The 14,933-nt window shown below is 71.1% G+C and carries 15 protein-coding genes and 3 pseudogenes; 13 read left to right on the forward strand and 5 right to left on the reverse strand.

All coding sequences use genetic code 11. The features are described 5' to 3' along the window. Nucleotides 1-66: 66 nt before the first annotated feature. From NOO62_RS09855 to NOO62_RS09865, 3 genes are read left to right on the forward strand one after another with little or no spacing between them, the layout of a single operon-like run. Nucleotides 67-804: a CPBP family intramembrane glutamic endopeptidase gene (locus NOO62_RS09855; protein WP_268770502.1), complete on the forward strand. Its 738-nt coding sequence runs from the start codon at nt 67-69 to the stop codon at nt 802-804. A 14-nt stretch (nt 805-818) separates the two neighbouring features. Then, on the forward strand, nt 819-1,163 hold the full coding sequence (locus tag NOO62_RS09860) for a PadR family transcriptional regulator (RefSeq protein WP_268770503.1): 345 nt from the start codon (nt 819-821) through the stop codon (nt 1,161-1,163). Beyond that, on the forward strand, nt 1,160-1,939 hold the full coding sequence (locus NOO62_RS09865) for a hypothetical protein (RefSeq protein ID WP_268770504.1): 780 nt from the start codon (nt 1,160-1,162) through the stop codon (nt 1,937-1,939). Before NOO62_RS09860 ends, NOO62_RS09865 begins: the two co-directional genes overlap by 4 nt. 106 nt (nt 1,940-2,045) lie before the next feature. Here NOO62_RS09865 and NOO62_RS09870 read toward each other — a convergent pair whose 3' ends face one another. The 3 genes from NOO62_RS09870 to NOO62_RS09880 form a co-directional block, all read right to left on the reverse strand. Then, nucleotides 2,046-3,494 (reverse strand): peptidoglycan D,D-transpeptidase FtsI family protein, encoded by a 1,449-nt coding sequence (locus tag NOO62_RS09870; protein ID WP_268770505.1) that lies wholly within the window; start codon nt 3,492-3,494, stop codon nt 2,046-2,048. Nucleotides 3,495-3,595: 101 nt separating this feature from the next. Then, on the reverse strand, nt 3,596-4,111 hold the full coding sequence (locus NOO62_RS09875; RefSeq protein WP_268770506.1) for a GNAT family N-acetyltransferase: 516 nt from the start codon (nt 4,109-4,111) through the stop codon (nt 3,596-3,598). 3 nt (nt 4,112-4,114) lie between these two features. After that, nucleotides 4,115-4,888, reverse strand: coding sequence for an IclR family transcriptional regulator (locus NOO62_RS09880; RefSeq protein ID WP_268770507.1), 774 nt, complete (start codon nt 4,886-4,888; stop codon nt 4,115-4,117). A gap of 124 nt (nt 4,889-5,012) precedes the next feature. Between NOO62_RS09880 and NOO62_RS09885 the strand changes: the two genes are divergently transcribed. The 10 genes and pseudogenes from NOO62_RS09885 to NOO62_RS09930 all read left to right on the forward strand — a co-directional run bounded on the left by NOO62_RS09885 (nt 5,013) and on the right by NOO62_RS09930 (nt 14,147). Next, complete coding sequence (locus tag NOO62_RS09885) at nt 5,013-6,545, forward strand: aldehyde dehydrogenase (NADP(+)) (RefSeq protein WP_268770508.1); 1,533 nt, start codon at nt 5,013-5,015, stop codon at nt 6,543-6,545. A 4-nt stretch (nt 6,546-6,549) separates the two neighbouring features. Further along, nucleotides 6,550-7,158 (forward strand): DUF1349 domain-containing protein, encoded by a 609-nt coding sequence (locus NOO62_RS09890; RefSeq protein WP_268770509.1) that lies wholly within the window; start codon nt 6,550-6,552, stop codon nt 7,156-7,158. A 117-nt stretch (nt 7,159-7,275) separates the two neighbouring features. Beyond that, a complete protein-coding gene (locus NOO62_RS09895) occupies nt 7,276-8,001 on the forward strand; it encodes a DsbA family oxidoreductase (RefSeq protein ID WP_268770510.1) in 726 nt (241 codons plus the stop codon). A 22-nt stretch (nt 8,002-8,023) separates the two neighbouring features. After that, nucleotides 8,024-8,719: pseudogene (locus NOO62_RS09900) on the forward strand (aminotransferase class V-fold PLP-dependent enzyme); the annotation flags it as partial. Further along, nucleotides 8,716-9,777, forward strand: a pseudogene (locus NOO62_RS09905) (ABC transporter substrate-binding protein); the annotation flags it as partial. The pseudogenes NOO62_RS09900 and NOO62_RS09905, both read left to right, overlap by 4 nt. After that, nucleotides 9,774-10,724, forward strand: coding sequence for a carbohydrate ABC transporter permease (locus NOO62_RS09910; protein ID WP_268770512.1), 951 nt, complete (start codon nt 9,774-9,776; stop codon nt 10,722-10,724). The pseudogene NOO62_RS09905 and the gene NOO62_RS09910, both read left to right, overlap by 4 nt. Beyond that, complete coding sequence (locus tag NOO62_RS09915) at nt 10,724-11,554, forward strand: carbohydrate ABC transporter permease (protein ID WP_268770513.1); 831 nt, start codon at nt 10,724-10,726, stop codon at nt 11,552-11,554. Before NOO62_RS09910 ends, NOO62_RS09915 begins: the two co-directional genes overlap by 1 nt. Nucleotides 11,555-11,570: 16 nt before the next feature. After that, nucleotides 11,571-12,560, forward strand: a complete 990-nt coding sequence (locus NOO62_RS09920) for a zinc-dependent alcohol dehydrogenase family protein (RefSeq protein ID WP_268770514.1) — start codon at nt 11,571-11,573, stop codon at nt 12,558-12,560. A 41-nt stretch (nt 12,561-12,601) separates the two neighbouring features. After that, nucleotides 12,602-12,823: a hypothetical protein gene (locus NOO62_RS09925; RefSeq protein WP_268770515.1), complete on the forward strand. Its 222-nt coding sequence runs from the start codon at nt 12,602-12,604 to the stop codon at nt 12,821-12,823. A gap of 97 nt (nt 12,824-12,920) precedes the next feature. Beyond that, nucleotides 12,921-14,147, forward strand: a complete 1,227-nt coding sequence (locus tag NOO62_RS09930) for a TerD family protein (protein WP_268775545.1) — start codon at nt 12,921-12,923, stop codon at nt 14,145-14,147. 141 nt (nt 14,148-14,288) lie between these two features. Here the strand turns inward: NOO62_RS09930 and NOO62_RS09935 are convergent, their stop codons facing one another. Both NOO62_RS09935 and NOO62_RS09940 read right to left on the reverse strand, forming a co-directional pair. Continuing rightward, on the reverse strand, nt 14,289-14,516 hold the full coding sequence (locus NOO62_RS09935; protein ID WP_055564387.1) for a CarD family transcriptional regulator: 228 nt from the start codon (nt 14,514-14,516) through the stop codon (nt 14,289-14,291). A gap of 85 nt (nt 14,517-14,601) precedes the next feature. After that, nucleotides 14,602-14,829 (reverse strand): annotated as a pseudogene (locus tag NOO62_RS09940) (hypothetical protein); the annotation flags it as partial. Nucleotides 14,830-14,933: the final 104 nt, after the last annotated feature.

Below are 14,933 nucleotides of genomic sequence, written 5' to 3' on the forward strand. Positions count from 1 at the left end.
GTTGTAATCCTGACTAGGTCGGCATACGGTCTAGGTAGCTCAGTCGCTCAGGGTAGGGGGACCCCCATGACCATCTCGCCGGACTTCTCGGCCGCCTCGACGGCCGTCGCCACCGTGCTCGCCGCATACCTGCTCCTCGGCGAGCCGTGGGCCGGACGGCGCATGTACGGCTCGCTGGCCCGCCGCAGGGACACCGAACCCCGCGCCCTGGTCCGCTACTTCGGCCTCGTCCTCACCCTGTGGTGGGCCCTCGCCGCCCTCGCCGTCGCGGTCCTGCTGCTCTCGCCCGGCACGGACGCCGCCGACTTCGGCCTCGCGATGCCGGACCGGCCGGGGTACGTCGTCACCGGCATCCTCCTCGCAGGCGCGGTCGCCGTTGCCTCCGGGCGGAACTTCCACGACCTCGCCAAGCGGGAAAAGAACGTGCCGGGGCTCGCCTCCATCGAGGCGATGCTGCCCCGCACCGCCGAGGAGCGCAGGCTCGCGATCGCCGTCGCCGTGACCGACGGCATCGGCGCCGAACTCGTGTACCGCGGCCTCCTCATCGCCTTCGGCGTCGGAGTCCTCGGCCTCGACCTGTACGTGGCGGCGGCCTTCTCGGTCCTCGTCTACGCCGTCGCCGGGTTCTACCAGGGCCGCCAGGGCGTCCTCGCCTTCGCGCTCTTCGGCGCCATGTTCACCGGCCTCTACCTCGCCACGGGCAGCCTGCTGCTCCCCGTCGCCGTGCACGTCATCCTCTCCGTACGGGATCTGACGCTGCCCGCGCCGGAGAAGCTGCGTGCCGCACCCGAAGCCGCCGTCTGAAAGAGGGATGTGACGTGACGACCGACCGCCGCGCCAGCTGGTTCAAGGGCGTCCTCGACCTGCTCGTGCTCGCCGCCCTCACCGACGGTGAGAGCTACGGCTACGAGATCGCCAAGCGGCTCGGAGCCGCGGGCTTCGGCCAGATCAAGGGCGGCACGCTCTATCCCGTGCTCAACCGCCTGGAGGAGGCGGACCTGGTCGCCGCGGAGTTCCGCGCCACCGAGAAGGGTCCTGGGCGGCGTTACTACCGGCTCACCGACGCCGGGCGCGAGACCCTCGGCGAACAGGGTGGGCTGTGGCTCGCCTTCGACGGATCCGTACGCGACGTCCTCGCGAGGGCGGGAGTGGAACCACGATGAACACGCAGTACGAGCGGGACGGGTACCTCATCGGCCTCGCCGAGCGGCTCAGGGCGCGCGGCCTGCCCGCCGACCGTGTCGAGGCGACCGTCACGGACCTCGCCGCGCACCTGGAGGAGTCCGGGACCGAGGACGCGGAGACCGAGTTCGGGCCCGCCGACGAGTTCGCCGCCCAGCTGGTGCCCGACACGGGGGTGCGGGCACCAGGGGCGGCGGACAAGCCGGACGAGGCGCGTGAGTCGGGTGAGGCGAGTGAGGCGGTGGAGACCTGGCGCTGGACCGCCGACACCTACGTCGACGAGGAGCTCCTCAACCGCTTCGGCGACGAGGGCTGGGAGGTCGAACGCGTCGACGCCATCGGCCGCTTCGTCAGCCACCGCGACGTGGCGCAGCCGCAGCGCTGGGAGTACCGGCGCGAGCTGGTCACGCGCGGGCGCGAAGGCCTCGACGAGCGGCTCGCCCCCGACGGCTGGGAGGCCTGCGGGACGTGGGTGGTCTACGCCTGGTTCAAGCGGCCGCGGGCGGCGAGCCTCGGGCCCGCCGCCCGGGTGGAGTCACCGCCGCCGGTGCCGGAGCGGTCCCGCTTCTTCAGCCGCAGGTTCTACGGGCTCCTCGCCGTGCTCGCCCTGGCGGTGGCCGTCGCCGGTATCTCCGTGGCCGTCGGTGACGAGGACGCGAGCTCCGGTCTCGGGTTCCTGGTGGGGCTGCCCGCCGGGGCGGTCGCGGTCGTGGGCGTGGCGTGGGCGCTGCAGATGTGGCGCGGGCGCCGCACCTGACCCCCGGGGGAGGGGTCGGGGGCGGCGCCTTGGGGAGGGGACGTCAGGCGTACGCGTACGCGTGCGTGCAGCCGCGAACCTCAGGCGTACGCGTGCGTGGCGCCGCTCAGGACTTCAGCCCCGCCGCCATCATCGCCTTCGCGATCGGCGCCGCCAGGCCGTTGCCGCTGACCTCGTCGCGTGCCGCGCTCGACGACTCGATCATCACGGCGACCGCCACCTCCTTGCCGTCGCTGCCCTTGGCGTACGACGTGAACCAGGCGTACGGCGTCTTGCTGTTGTTCTCGCCGTGCTGCGCCGTACCCGTCTTGCCGCCCACCGTCGCGCCGCTGATCCGCGCGTTCGTGCCGGTGCCCTTCTCGACGACCGTCTGCATCGCCGACTGGAGGCCCTCGGCCGTCGACGCGTCCATCACGCGCTGGGAAGCGCCGTCGTCGTACTTCTCCAGGACGTCACCGCCGGAGTCGCTGATCTGCGACACCATGTGCGGCCTTGCCAGTACGCCGTCGTTGGCGATGGCCGCAGAGACCATCGACATCTGCAGCGGCGTCGCCGTGACGTCGAACTGGCCGATGCCGCTCAGCGCGGTCTGCGCCTTGTCCATGCCGGACGGGTAGACGCTCTTGCCCGCGCGCACCGGCACGTCCAGCTTGTCCGTGTTGAAGCCCATCTTGTCCGCCATCGCCTTGACCTTGCCCTGGCCCAGGTCGACGGCCATCTTCGCGAAGACGTTGTTGCAGGAGTACTGCAGTGCCGTGCGGATGTCCGCGTTCTCGCAGGGAGCCGACTGGTTCTCGTTCTTGAGGACCGTCCGCGTGCCGGGCAGCGTGTACGGGTTGGGGCTGCTCGTCTTGTCGTCCACCGAGCCGTAGAGACCGTCCTCCAGGGCCGCCGCCGCGACGACCAGCTTGAAGGTGGAGCCGGGCGGGAGCGGCTGCCGCATCGCGCGGTTGACCATCGGCTTCTCCTTGTCGGTGGTCAGCTCCTTCCACGCCTTGGAGTCCGAGGAACCGCTGATCCTCGACGGGTCGTACGACGGGGTCGAGACCATGCCGAGGATGTTGCCCGACTTGGGGTCGATGGCCACGGCGGCGCCCTTGGTGTCACCGAGCGCCTTGTACCCGGCCTTCTGCACCGCCGGGTCGATCGTCGTGATCACGTCACCGGGGTCGGCGCGCTTGTTGGTGAGCGCGTCGAGGGGGCTCTTCAGACGGTTGTCGGTGCCGTCGAGCAGGTCCTTGTAGATGCCTTCGAGCTGCGTGGCGCCGTACACCTGCGAGCTGTAGCCCGTGATGGGCGAGTAGAGGTCGCCGTTCTTGTACGTGCGCTTGTACGCGAGGTCTCCTCCTGTCGTCCGCTCCGAGCCGGTGATGGCCTCACCGCCCACGATGATGTCGCCCAGCGGATTCGCGTACTGCGCCATCACGTTCCGCCGGTTGTGCTTGTTGTCCGCGAGAGCCGTCGAGTCGTGGAACTGCACCCATGTCGCCCGCAGCAGCAGGGCGAGCACGAGCAGCAGCGCGAAGACCGAGGCGCGCCTGATCGTCTTGTTCATCCCGTGGGAGGACGAGCGGAGGGAAGGGTTTCGTTCCCTATTGGCGTGCTTGAGACCGTTTTCTCATCGAGCCTTAATGAAGCCCGCCTCGTACGCCGCGATCACCGCCCCGCGGCCCACAGGGCGTGCGGGGCGGAGGGTCGGCTGCCGCGCAGGACGAGGACGACCTCGTCGATCTCCTGGCCGCGGGCCGGTGCGTACCCGCGGTCCTTCGCGGAGATCTGGAAGCCGCACTTCTCCAGGACCCGTATCGACGCCGCGTTGTCCGCCGCCGCGCGGGCATAGAGCGGGCGGCCCCGTTCCAGTTCGAGGAGGCCGCGCAGCGCCGCCGTGGCGAGGCCCCGGCCCCAGTACGCACGGTCGATCCAGTACGTGACCTCACGCTCGCCCGGCGCCCCGTACACCCCCGCGTTCCCCACCACGTCCCCGTCCGCGAGGACCGTGCGGATGGCGATGTCGGCGGAACCCCGCATCTTCGTCCAGTGCGCCTCGAAGGCGTCGTGGTCGGCCGGGTCCTCGGGTGTGAAGGCGGCCATGCGGGTCGCCTCGGGGTCGTTCATCTGCCGGAAGAAGACGGGCAGATCGCTGTCGTGGACTTCGCGCAGGCTGACATCCATGGGTCAGAGCCTACGAGTTGCCAGTGACAGCCGGTCGCGCGCGTCGAAGAGCGCGTCCTTCACCATCTGTTCGTGCGCGGGCGTGAGCCGCGCCACCGGCACGGAGCAGCTGATCGCGTCGCGGGCGGGCGTGCGGTAGGGGATGGCCACGCCGAAGCAGCGGAGCCCGAGCGTGTTCTCCTCGCGGTCCACCGCGAAGCCCTGCTCGCGCACCGCGCGCAGCTCCTCGATGAGCTTCTCGCGGTCGGTGATGGTGTGCTCGGTGAGCGCGGGCAGCGTCTCCGGGAGCAGCTTGCGGACCTGCTCGTCGGTGTGCGTGGCGAGCAGCGCCTTGCCGAGCGACGTGGAGTGCGCGGGCAGGCGGCGGCCGACGCGCGTGAAGGGGCGCAGATAGTGCTGCGACTGGCGGGTGGCGAGGTAGACGACGTTCGTGCCGTCGAGCCGCGCGAGGTGGATGGTCTCCGTGGTGTCGTCGGAGAGCCGGTCGAGGGTGGGGCGCGCGGCGGCCACGACCTCGTCGCCGTCGATGTACGACGTGCCGACGAGCAGGGCCCGCACCCCGATCCCGTACCGCGTGCCGGTCGCGTCCGTCTCCACCCAGCCGAGCTCGACCAGGGTGCGGAGCAGCATGTAAAGGCTCGACTTGGGGTATCCGACGGCCTCCTGGACCGCGGCGAGGGAGTGCATTCCGGGACGGCCCGCGAAGTACTCGAGCAATTCCACCGTCCGCACCGCGGACTTGACCTGCGCACCGCCTCCGGTCTCGCCAGCCGACATCGCCCTTGACCCCTTTGAACGCCGAGAAATAGTCTCCGAAGTCCCCGCCATTCATCAACGAAGACAGCGTTCAGCATATCGAACAGCCCTGGTGAGTGGCATACCTCTGGAAAGGGAATCCGCGGTGGCAGCAGCACCAGTCTGGAGTGTCGACCCCCGAACCGGGAAGGAGCGCGAGCAGGTCGCGGTGGAGGCCACGGCCGAGGAGGTCGACCTCGCGGTCCGCGCCGCGGGCGACGCCGCGTCCGCGCTCGCCGACCGCACGGTCCGCGCCGCGTTCCTGCGCACCGCGGCGGACCTCCTCGAAGAGGCGAAGGACCACCTCGTGGAGGCCGCGGACGCGGAGACCGCCCTCGGCCCGGTCCGGCTCACCGGGGAACTCGCCCGCACCTGCTACCAGTTGCGCTCCTTCGCGGACATGGTCGACGAGGGCGCGTTCCTCGGCATCGTCATCGACCACCCCGACGCCTCGGCGACCCCGCCCGTCCCCGACCTGCGCCGCTACAAGATCCCGCTCGGCGTCGTCGCGGTCTACTCCGCGTCCAACTTCCCCTTCGCCTTCTCCGTGCCCGGCGGCGACACCGCGAGCGCCCTCGCCGCGGGCTGCCCCGTCGTGGTCAAGGCCCACCCCGACCACCCCGGCACCTCCGAGCTGGTCGCCTCCGTGCTGCGCAGGGCCGCGGTCCGGCACGGCATCCCCGAAGGCGTCCTCGGCCTCGTGCACGGCTTCGACGCGGGCGTCGAACTCGTCAAGCACCCACTGGTCTCCGGCGCCGGCTTCACCGGCTCCATACGCGGCGGGCGCGCCCTCTTCGACGCGGCCGCCGCCCGTCCCGTGCCGATCCCCTTCCACGGCGAGCTCGGCTCCCTCAACCCCGTCGTCGTCACCGAAGCCGCGGCCGCCGAGCGCGGCGAGGAGATCGGCACCGGACTCGCGGGCTCCATGACGCTCGGCGTCGGCCAGTTCTGCGTCAAGCCCGGCCTGGTCCTCGCCCCCGAGGGCGCGGGCGGCGACCGGCTCGTGAAGTCCCTGACCGAGGCGGTCAGCAACACCGAGTCGGGGGTGCTCCTCGACCACCGGATGCGGGACAACTTCGTCGCCGGGGTGCGCGAGCGCGCCGGTCTGCCCGACGTGGACGCGCCGGTCACCCCGGGCGCGGGCGGCGAGCACACCGTCAGCGCGGGCTTCCTCACCGTCCCGGCCGCGCGCCTCGCCGCCGAGGGGGCGCACGACCTGCTCCTCGAGGAGTGCTTCGGCCCGGTCACCGTCGTCGCGCGCTACGCCGACGACGCGGAGATCACCGCCGTCCTCTCCCGCCTGCCCGGCAACCTCACCGCCACCGTGCAGCTCTCCTCGGACGAGGCGGCGGGGGAGAGCGGCCGGGGCGCCGAGCTCCTCGCCGAGCTCACCCCGCTCGCCGGACGCGTCCTCGTCGACGGCTGGCCGACGGGCGTCGCCGTCGCCCCCGCCCAGCACCACGGAGGCCCCTACCCCGCGACCACGTCGACCTCGACGAGCGTGGGCGGCACGGCCGTCGAGCGCTGGCTGCGCCCCGTCGCGTACCAGAACACCCCCGAGGCGCTGCTCCCGCCGGAGCTGCGCGACGCCAACCCGCTGGGACTGCCCCGGCGCTACGACGGGCGCCTGCAACACTGAGCCCATGGACGTCACGATCCCCGAACTGCCCTTCCCGCTGCGCACCTACGGCCCCGAAGGCGGCTGGTCCCATGAGGACGGCGTCCTCACCGGCTGGGCGGGCCCTCGCCAGGACCGCTTCGTGCCGCCGACGAACGCCGTGGTGGAGCCCGCGTCCGACGCGCCGCGCCTCCTCGGCGCCCCCGAGGGCGACTTCCAGCTGATCGCCCGCGTCACGGTCGGCTTCGCCGCCGCCTTCGACGCGGGCGTGCTGTACCTGCACGTCGGCGAACGGGAGTGGGCCAAGCTCTGCCTGGAGCGCTCCCCGGACGAGCCCACGATCTGCACGGTCGTCACCCGCGGCCACTCCGACGACGCCAACGCGTTCGTGGTGGACGGCAGCAGCGCCTGGCTGCGCATCAGCCGTACGGGACCGGCGTTCGCGTTCCACGCGTCGACGGACGGCGAGCGGTGGACGTTCGTACGGATCTTCTCGCTCGGCGACGAGAAGGCGGCGGCCGCCGCGCTGGTCGGCTTCATGGCGCAGTCGCCCGTAGGGGAGGGCTGCGTGGTGACGTACGACCACATCGAGTTCCGTCCGAACTGGCCGAAGGGGCTGCGGGACGGTTCGTAGGCCCGGGAGCGGTGCCGGAGCGGTACCGGGAATGCGGTGCTTTGCCCGTACGTTGACGTCGGGAGCGGAGGCCACCTCCGCACCGACCTGACGTACGACCTGAAGAGAGCCACACACATGCGCGTCGAGATCTGGAGCGACATCGCCTGCCCCTGGTGCTACGTGGGCAAGGCCCGCTTCGAGAAGGCCCTCGCCGCCTTCCCGCACCGTGACGGCGTCGAGGTCGTGCACCGCTCCTTCGAGCTTGACCCCGGGCGCGCCAAGGGCGACACCGGGCTGGTCCTGCCGATGCTGATGCAGAAGTACGGCATGAGCGAGGAGCAGGCCCGCGAGGGTGAGCAGCGGCTCGGGGAGAACGCGGCCGCCGAAGGCCTCGACTACCGCACCGAGGGCCGCGACCACGGCAACACCTTCGACATGCACCGCCTGCTGCACTTCGCCAAGGAGCAGGGCAGGCAGGACGAGCTGATCGGGCTGCTCTACCGCGCGAACTTCGCCGAGGAGCGGTCCGTCTTCGCGGACGACGCACGCGTCGTGGAGCTCGCCGTCGAGGCGGGTCTGGAGGAGGGCGAGGTGCGGGGCGTCCTCGCCGACCCCGAGCGGTACGCCGACGACGTCCGCGCCGACGAGCGCGAGGCCGCCGAGCTGGGCGCGAACGGCGTGCCGTTCTTCGTCCTCGACCGGAAGTACGGCGTCTCCGGCGCCCAGCCCGCCGAGGTCTTCACGCAGGCCCTGGAGCAGGCGTGGGGCGAGCGCGCGCCGCTCACCACCCTCGCGTCGGCCGGCGGAGCCGACGGCGGCGACGCGTGCGGGCCCGACGGATGCGCGGTTCCGCAGGCCTGACACGCCGCATAGGTTGATCCCCATGGAGTCCATGGGGATCAGCACCGGCACGGAATTCGCTCCTACGACGACGTATCTGAACACCGCCAGTTGCGGGCTGCTGCCCCGCCGCGCCATCGAAGCGGTGCACGCGCTCGCCGTCGAGAACGGCCAGGGGCGGCCGGGCGGCGCCGGTGACTTCGAGGTGGTGGACGCGGCGCGGGCCGCGTTCGCCCGGCTCGTCGGCGTGGCCGAGGGGCGAGTGGCGGTCGGCGGGTCCGTCGCCGTGCACGCGGGACTGATCGCCGGTTCGCTGCCGCCGGGCGCCGAAGTCCTAGCTCCCGAGGGGGAGTTCGCCTCCATCGTGAACCCCTTCGTGCTGCGCGGCGACCTCAAGATGCGGTACGCGCCGCTGGACGAGCTCGCCGACGCCGTCACACCCACGACGGCGCTCGTCTCGTTCTCCGCCGTCCAGTCCGCCGACGGCCGCACCGCCGACCTGCCCGCCGTCCGCGCGGCCGCCGCCGCCCACGGCACGCGCACCCTCCTCGACGCGACGCAGGCGACGGGCTGGCTGCCGCTGGCCGCCGACGCGTACGACTACACCCTCACCGGCGCCTTCAAGTGGCTGCTCTGCCCGCGCGGCGTCTCCTTCCTGACCGTGCGCGAGGACGCCCAGGAATCCCTCGCCCCGCTGCACGGCGGCTGGCTCGCCGCGGCCGACACCTGGCACTCCACTACGAGATACCGATCTACGCCAAGAACGGCTGGCTGCACGAGGTCGGTTCGTACGCGCGCAAGGACAGGACGTACGACGAGAAGGACATCCTGCCTCCCATGCGCCAGTCGCTCACCGGCGGCGACGGCAAGCTCTACGGACAGCCCTTCTACGGAGAGTCGTCCTTCCTGATGTACCGCAAGGACGTCTTCGAAAAGGCCGGCCTGACCATGCCGAAGCACCCCACCTGGCAGCAGGTCGCGGACCTCGCCGCCCGCGTGGACGGCAAGGAGCCGGGGATGAAGGGCATCTGTCTGCGCGGACTGCCCGGCTGGGGCGAGGTGATGGCGCCGCTCACGACCGTGGTGAACACCTTCGGGGGCACCTGGTTCGACAAGGACTGGACGGCCCGTCTGGACTCCCCCGAGTTCGAGAAGGCGACGCGCTTCTACGTAGACCTCGTCCGCGAGCACGGCGAGTCCGGAGCGGCGCAGTCCGGCTATGCCGAGTGCCTCAACAACCTCACCCAGGGCAAGACGGCCATGTGGTACGACGCCACGGCCGCCGCCGGGTCACTGGAGTCCGCCAAGTCCCCGGTGAAGGGCAAGATCGGCTACGTACCCGCCCCCGTGGCGAAGACCGAGAACTCCGGATGGCTCTACACCTGGGCCTGGGGCATGCAGAAGGCCTCGCGCAACCCGGACAAGGCCTGGAAGTTCATCTCCTGGGCCTCCGGCAAGGAGTACGAGAAGCTCGTCGGCGAGAAGATCGGCTGGTCCAACGTGCCCGCGGGCAAGCGCGCGTCGACCTACGCCAACCCCGCGTACCGCGAGGAGGCCGCCGCCTTCCAGGACGTCACCCGCGCCGCCATCGAAGGGGCCAGGCCCCGCGACCCCGGCGTGCAGCCCCGTCCGGCGCCCGGCATCCAGTTCGTGGGCATCCCCGAGTTCACCGACCTCGGCACCAAGGTCTCCCAGGAGATCAGCGCGGCCATCGCCGGACGCCAGTCCGTCGAGTCGGCCCTCAAGACGTCGCAGGACCTCGCCGAGAAGATCTCCGAGGAGTACGAGGGACGATGACCGCCACCGCGAGCACCACCGTGCGGCACACGCGCGTGCCGACCCCCAAGACCCCGCCGCCGTCGAACCGGCTGCGCGCCTGGGCCACCAGGGCGCCTCTGCTGCCCGCCCTCATCTTCATGATCGCCGTGACCCAGCTGCCCTTCGTGGCGACCCTGGTGATCTCCTTCTTCGACTGGAACGCCCTCTACCCCGACGCCCGCGGCTTCACCGGGTTCGGCAACTACTCCGAGGTCCTCTCCGACCCCGACCTGCGCAAGTCCGTGCTGACCACGATCCTCCTGACCGCCTCCGTGGTCCTCGCCAGCCTGATCATCGGGCTCGCCCTCGCCCTGCTCCTCAACCGGCGTTTCAAGGGGCGCGGCCTGGTCCGCACGCTGCTCATCGCGCCGTTCCTGCTGGTACCCGTGGCTGCCGCGCTGCTGTGGAAGCACGTGCTCTACAACCCCGAGTACGGGCTCTTCAACGGCCTGCTGCACTGGGTCGGCGGGGACTCCGCGGCGCAGCCCGACTGGGTCTCCAACACGCCGCTGCTCGCCATCGAGGCGTCCCTCGTGTGGCAGTGGACGCCCTTCATGATGCTGATCCTGCTAGCGGGTCTGCAGAGCCGTGACTCCGAGCTGATCGAGGCGGCCCGCATGGACGGCGCTAGCAACTGGCAGGTCTTCCGATATCTGACGCTGCCGCACCTGCGCCGCTACCTCGAACTGGGCGCGCTGCTCGGCTCGATCTACATCGTGCAGAACTTCGACGCCGTCTTCACCATCACCTCGGGCGGCCTCGGCACGGCCAACCTGCCGTACACCGTCTACCAGAGCTTCTACCAGGCCCACGAGAACGGTCTGGCCTCCGCGGCGGGCGTGCTCGTCGTCATCGGCTCGATCATCATCGCGACGTTCGCCCTGCGGGTCGTCTCGTCCCTGTTCCGTGAGGAGGTGTCCCGCTGATGAAGAACGCACGCGGCAAGGGAATCGGCCTGGGGCTCACCGCCTGGCTCGCCGGGATCCTGTTCTTCCTGCCCATCGCCTGGATGGTCCTGACCTCCTTCCACTCGGAGGAGGACGCCGCCACCAACCCGCCCTCGCTCGCCGCTCCGCTCACCCTGGACGGGTACCGGGACTTCTTCGGGACGGGCGGCGGCGCCAGCCCCTGGCCGTCGCTGATCAACTCGACGGTGGCGTCGCTCGCCTCGACGCTGCTCGTCCTCGTCCTCGCGCTGCCGGCCGCGTACGCCCTGTCCCTGCGGCCCGTGAAGAAGTGGACGGACGTGCTCTTCTTCTTCCTGTCGACGAAGATGCTGCCGGTCGTGGCGGGCCTCCTGCCGATCTACCTCTTCGCCAAGAACACCGGCATGCTGGACAACATCTGGCTGCTCGTCCTGCTCTACACCTCGATGAACCTGCCGATCGCGGTGTGGATGATGCAGTCGTTCCTCGCCGAGGTGCCGAAGCCCGTCATCGAGGCCGCGCAGATCGACGGGGCGCGGCTGCCCACGATCCTCACGCGCGTGGTGGCGCCCATCGCGCTCCCCGGGATCGCCGCGACCTCCCTGATCTGCTTCATCTTCAGCTGGAACGAGCTGCTCTTCGCGCGGGTACTCACGGGCGTCGTCGCCCAGACCGCGCCCGTCTTCCTGACCGGCTTCATCACCAGCCAGGGCCTGTTCCTGGCGAAGGTGTGCGCCGCGTCGCTCGTGATCTCCCTGCCGGTGCTCGCCGCGGGGTTCGCCGCCCAGGACAAGCTGGTCCAGGGCCTGTCGTTGGGAGCCGTCAAATGAACCAGGGAGCCGCCAAGTGAAGGCCGCCATCATCGAGTCCGTCGGCAAGGCCGTCGTCGGGGAAGTGCCCGACCCGGCCCCCGGCCCCCGTGACGTCGTCGTCGAGGTCGCCGCGTGCGGCCTGTGCGGCACCGACCTGCACATCCTCCAGGGGGAGTTCGCGCCGACCCTGCCGGTCGTGCCGGGCCACGAGTTCGCCGGGGAGGTCGTCGCGCTCGGCAGCGACGTCCGGACGCTCGCCGTCGGCGACCGGGTCGCCGTGGACCCCTCGCTGCACTGCCACGAGTGCCGCTATTGCCGGGACGGCCGGGGCAACCTCTGCGAACGGTGGGCCGCGATCGGCGTGACCACCGCGGGCGGCGCCGCCCAGTACGCGGTCGCGCCCGCCGCCAACTGCGTACGGCTGCCCGACCACGTCCGCACCCAGGACGCCGCCCTGATCGAGCCGCTGTCCTGCGCGGTGCGCGGCTACGACGTGCTGCGCGCCCGGCTCGGCGCGCACGTGCTGATCTACGGCTCCGGGACGATGGGCCTGATGATGCTGGAGCTGGCCAAGCGCACCGGCGCGGCGAGCGTCGACGTCGTGGACCTGAACGCGGACCGGCTCGCGACGGCGCGGCGCCTCGGCGTCTCGGGTTCCGCGGCCGGCGCGGACGAATTGGACCGCCCCCAGGGCTGGGACGTCGTCATCGACGCGACCGGCAACGCGGCGGCGATCCAGGACGGTCTCGAACGGGTCGCCAAGGCGGGCACGTTCCTGCAGTTCGGTGTCGCCGACTACGCCACTCGCGTGAAGATCGACCCGTACCGCATCTACAACCAGGAGATCACCATCACCGGTTCGATGGCCGTCCTGCACAGCTACGAGCGGGCGGCGGAGCTCTTCGCGGCGGGCGTCCTCGACCCCGACGTCTTCATCAGCGACCGGCTGCCGCTCGCGGAGTACCCGGAGGCGCTCGACCGGTTCGCCGCGGGGGTGGGGCGGAAGATCGTGGTCGTGCCGTAATTCGGTACCGCGCGGCGGGGCCGGGACGTACGCTCCCGGCCATGCCGAGACCCCATGGATTCACGTACGAGGAACGCGCCGACGGGACCGTCCTGATCACCCACGGCGGCCGCGCGGCGGGAACGCTGCGCGGCGGCCGCGCCGAACAGTTCCTCGGCGAGGTGACGGGCGGCGACCCGCAGCTGGTGATGGCCCGCTGGACCGGGAACTACAAGCGCGGCAACGAACGTGCCGCCCGCGCGCACCCGCGCAACCGCGGCTGAGACCCGCCGCCCACAGGGCCGGAGAACACCTGGAAAAACCTTCGCCGGGTAAGGGAACGGCAAAGCGGGATCGTTCGTTACCCCTGGCATGACAGCTATGACCCCCGGCTCGAACATCCCGCTGACCGCCGCCCGCGTGGCGGTGGACGTCGCCGCTCCGGTGCGGCTCGACGTATCGGGCCTGCTGCTCACCGCCGACGGCAAGGTGCGCTCCGACGACGACTTCATCTTCTTCAACCAGCCCTCCGGGCCCGGCGTGACGTATCAGTCGGGCGGCGGCACGACCCCCGACAAGGTCACCGTCGACACGGCCGCCGTGCCGCCCGGCATCGAGAAGATCGTCGTGACCGCGAGCCCGGACGCGGCGGGCCAGACCTTCCAGGGCGTCGAGCCGACCGCCACGATCCGCAACGCCGACGACGGCTCGGTGCTCGCCACCTTCACGCCGCCGCAGCTCGGCACCGAGACCGCCCTCGTGATCGTCGAGATCTACCTGCGCAACGGCGCGTGGAAGGCCCGCGCGGTCGGCCAGGGGTACTCCAACGGGCTCGCGGGCATCGCGACGGACTTCGGCGTCTCGGTGGAGGAGCCCGCCCCGGCCCCGGCCGCCGCGCCCGTGGCTCCGCCGGCCCCGCCTGCTCCCCCGGTGGGCCAGCCGGTGCAGGGCCCGCCCCCGCCGGTCGCCGACCCGCGCCAGGCCGCGCCCGCCGCCCCGGCGGCGCCCGCCGCGCCCGCCCCCGGCGCCGGGAAGATCAACCTGGACAAGGGCCGCGTCAGCCTCCAGAAGAACCAGACGGTGTCCCTGGTCAAGGGCGGCCGTCCGCTGCTCTCGCAGGTCAAGATGGGCCTCGGCTGGGAGCCCGCGTTCCGCGGCAAGGACATCGACCTCGACGCGTCCGTGATCGCGTACGGACCGCAGCGCAACCACGTCGACAGTTGCTACTTCGGCAAGCTGTCGATCGTGAACGGCGCGATCAAGCACTCCGGCGACAACCTCACGGGTGAGGGCGGCGGTGACGACGAGGTGATCGTCGTCGACCTCGGCCGTCTCCCGCAGGACGTCACGGGCCTGGTCTTCACGGTGAACTCGTTCTCCGGCCAGAAGTTCACGGAGGTCGCGAAGGCGTACTGCCGCCTGATCGACGCGGCGTCGGGCGAAGAGCTGGTCCGCTTCGACCTCACCAACGCCGAGGCGCAGACGGGCGTCATGATGGCGAAGCTGATCAAGCAGTTCACCGGCGAGTGGGAAATGACCGGAATGGGGCAGTTCGTCAAGTCCCGCACGGTGCGGGGCATGGTGAAGCCGGCCGCGCAGGCGCTCTGAGACTCCGGGACGCGCGGACGCCATCCGGGCGACACGCCCGGGAACGCGCTGAGGGGCGGCGGGTCCGCACAAGCGGGCCGCCGCCCCTCAAGCGGTTCGGATCACAGCATCGGCATCAATATCGTGAGCGGGCCTTCGGTGTCAGAGCTTGGCCAGCTTCGGGTAAGGACTCAGGAACCGCCCCTGGCGGCCCGCGAAGTCGATGACGACCGCGTCCTCTCCCTCGACGCCCACGATCCTTCCCAGGCCGTACTGGTCGTGGGAAACCCTGTCACCCACCTCGAAGTGCTCCACGGGTGGGGCGGGCGGTGCAGGCACGTTGAAGGGACTGTTCGGCAGGTGTCGGCGCGAGCCGGGGGGCCTCGTCATATTCGCAGTATGGGCCTTCGGGAGCCCACGGCACCATGCTCTGTACTGACACTGCCCTCACATCGGTATGGAACAGACACACAAGTCACGGTGTGTGCGACCTCGGCGACGGTGTGGATACGACCCGAACGGGGGACACAGCTCTCAGCCCACGGTCCACGGTCCACGGCCAGTCGGCGTTCTCCCCCGCCTCAAGGAGCCGCACCATCCGGAACGCCGCGTCCGAGAGGCCGCCGAAGACGTGGCGGTTGCCCTCGCCCGACGCGCCGTGGCTCGCGCGGTGGCCCGCGAGGTTCCAGGCGTAAACGGGGACGCCAAAGGTTTTCCCCGCGCTCTTCCGCGGCCGCAACCTCTCCCGCGGCCGCAACCGTACGATGCCTCACAGGCGTCGCACAGTCCGTCGGGGGCAACGGAGGG

Source organism: Streptomyces sp. Je 1-369 (assembly GCF_026810505.1).
Classification (GTDB): domain Bacteria; phylum Actinomycetota; class Actinomycetes; order Streptomycetales; family Streptomycetaceae; genus Streptomyces.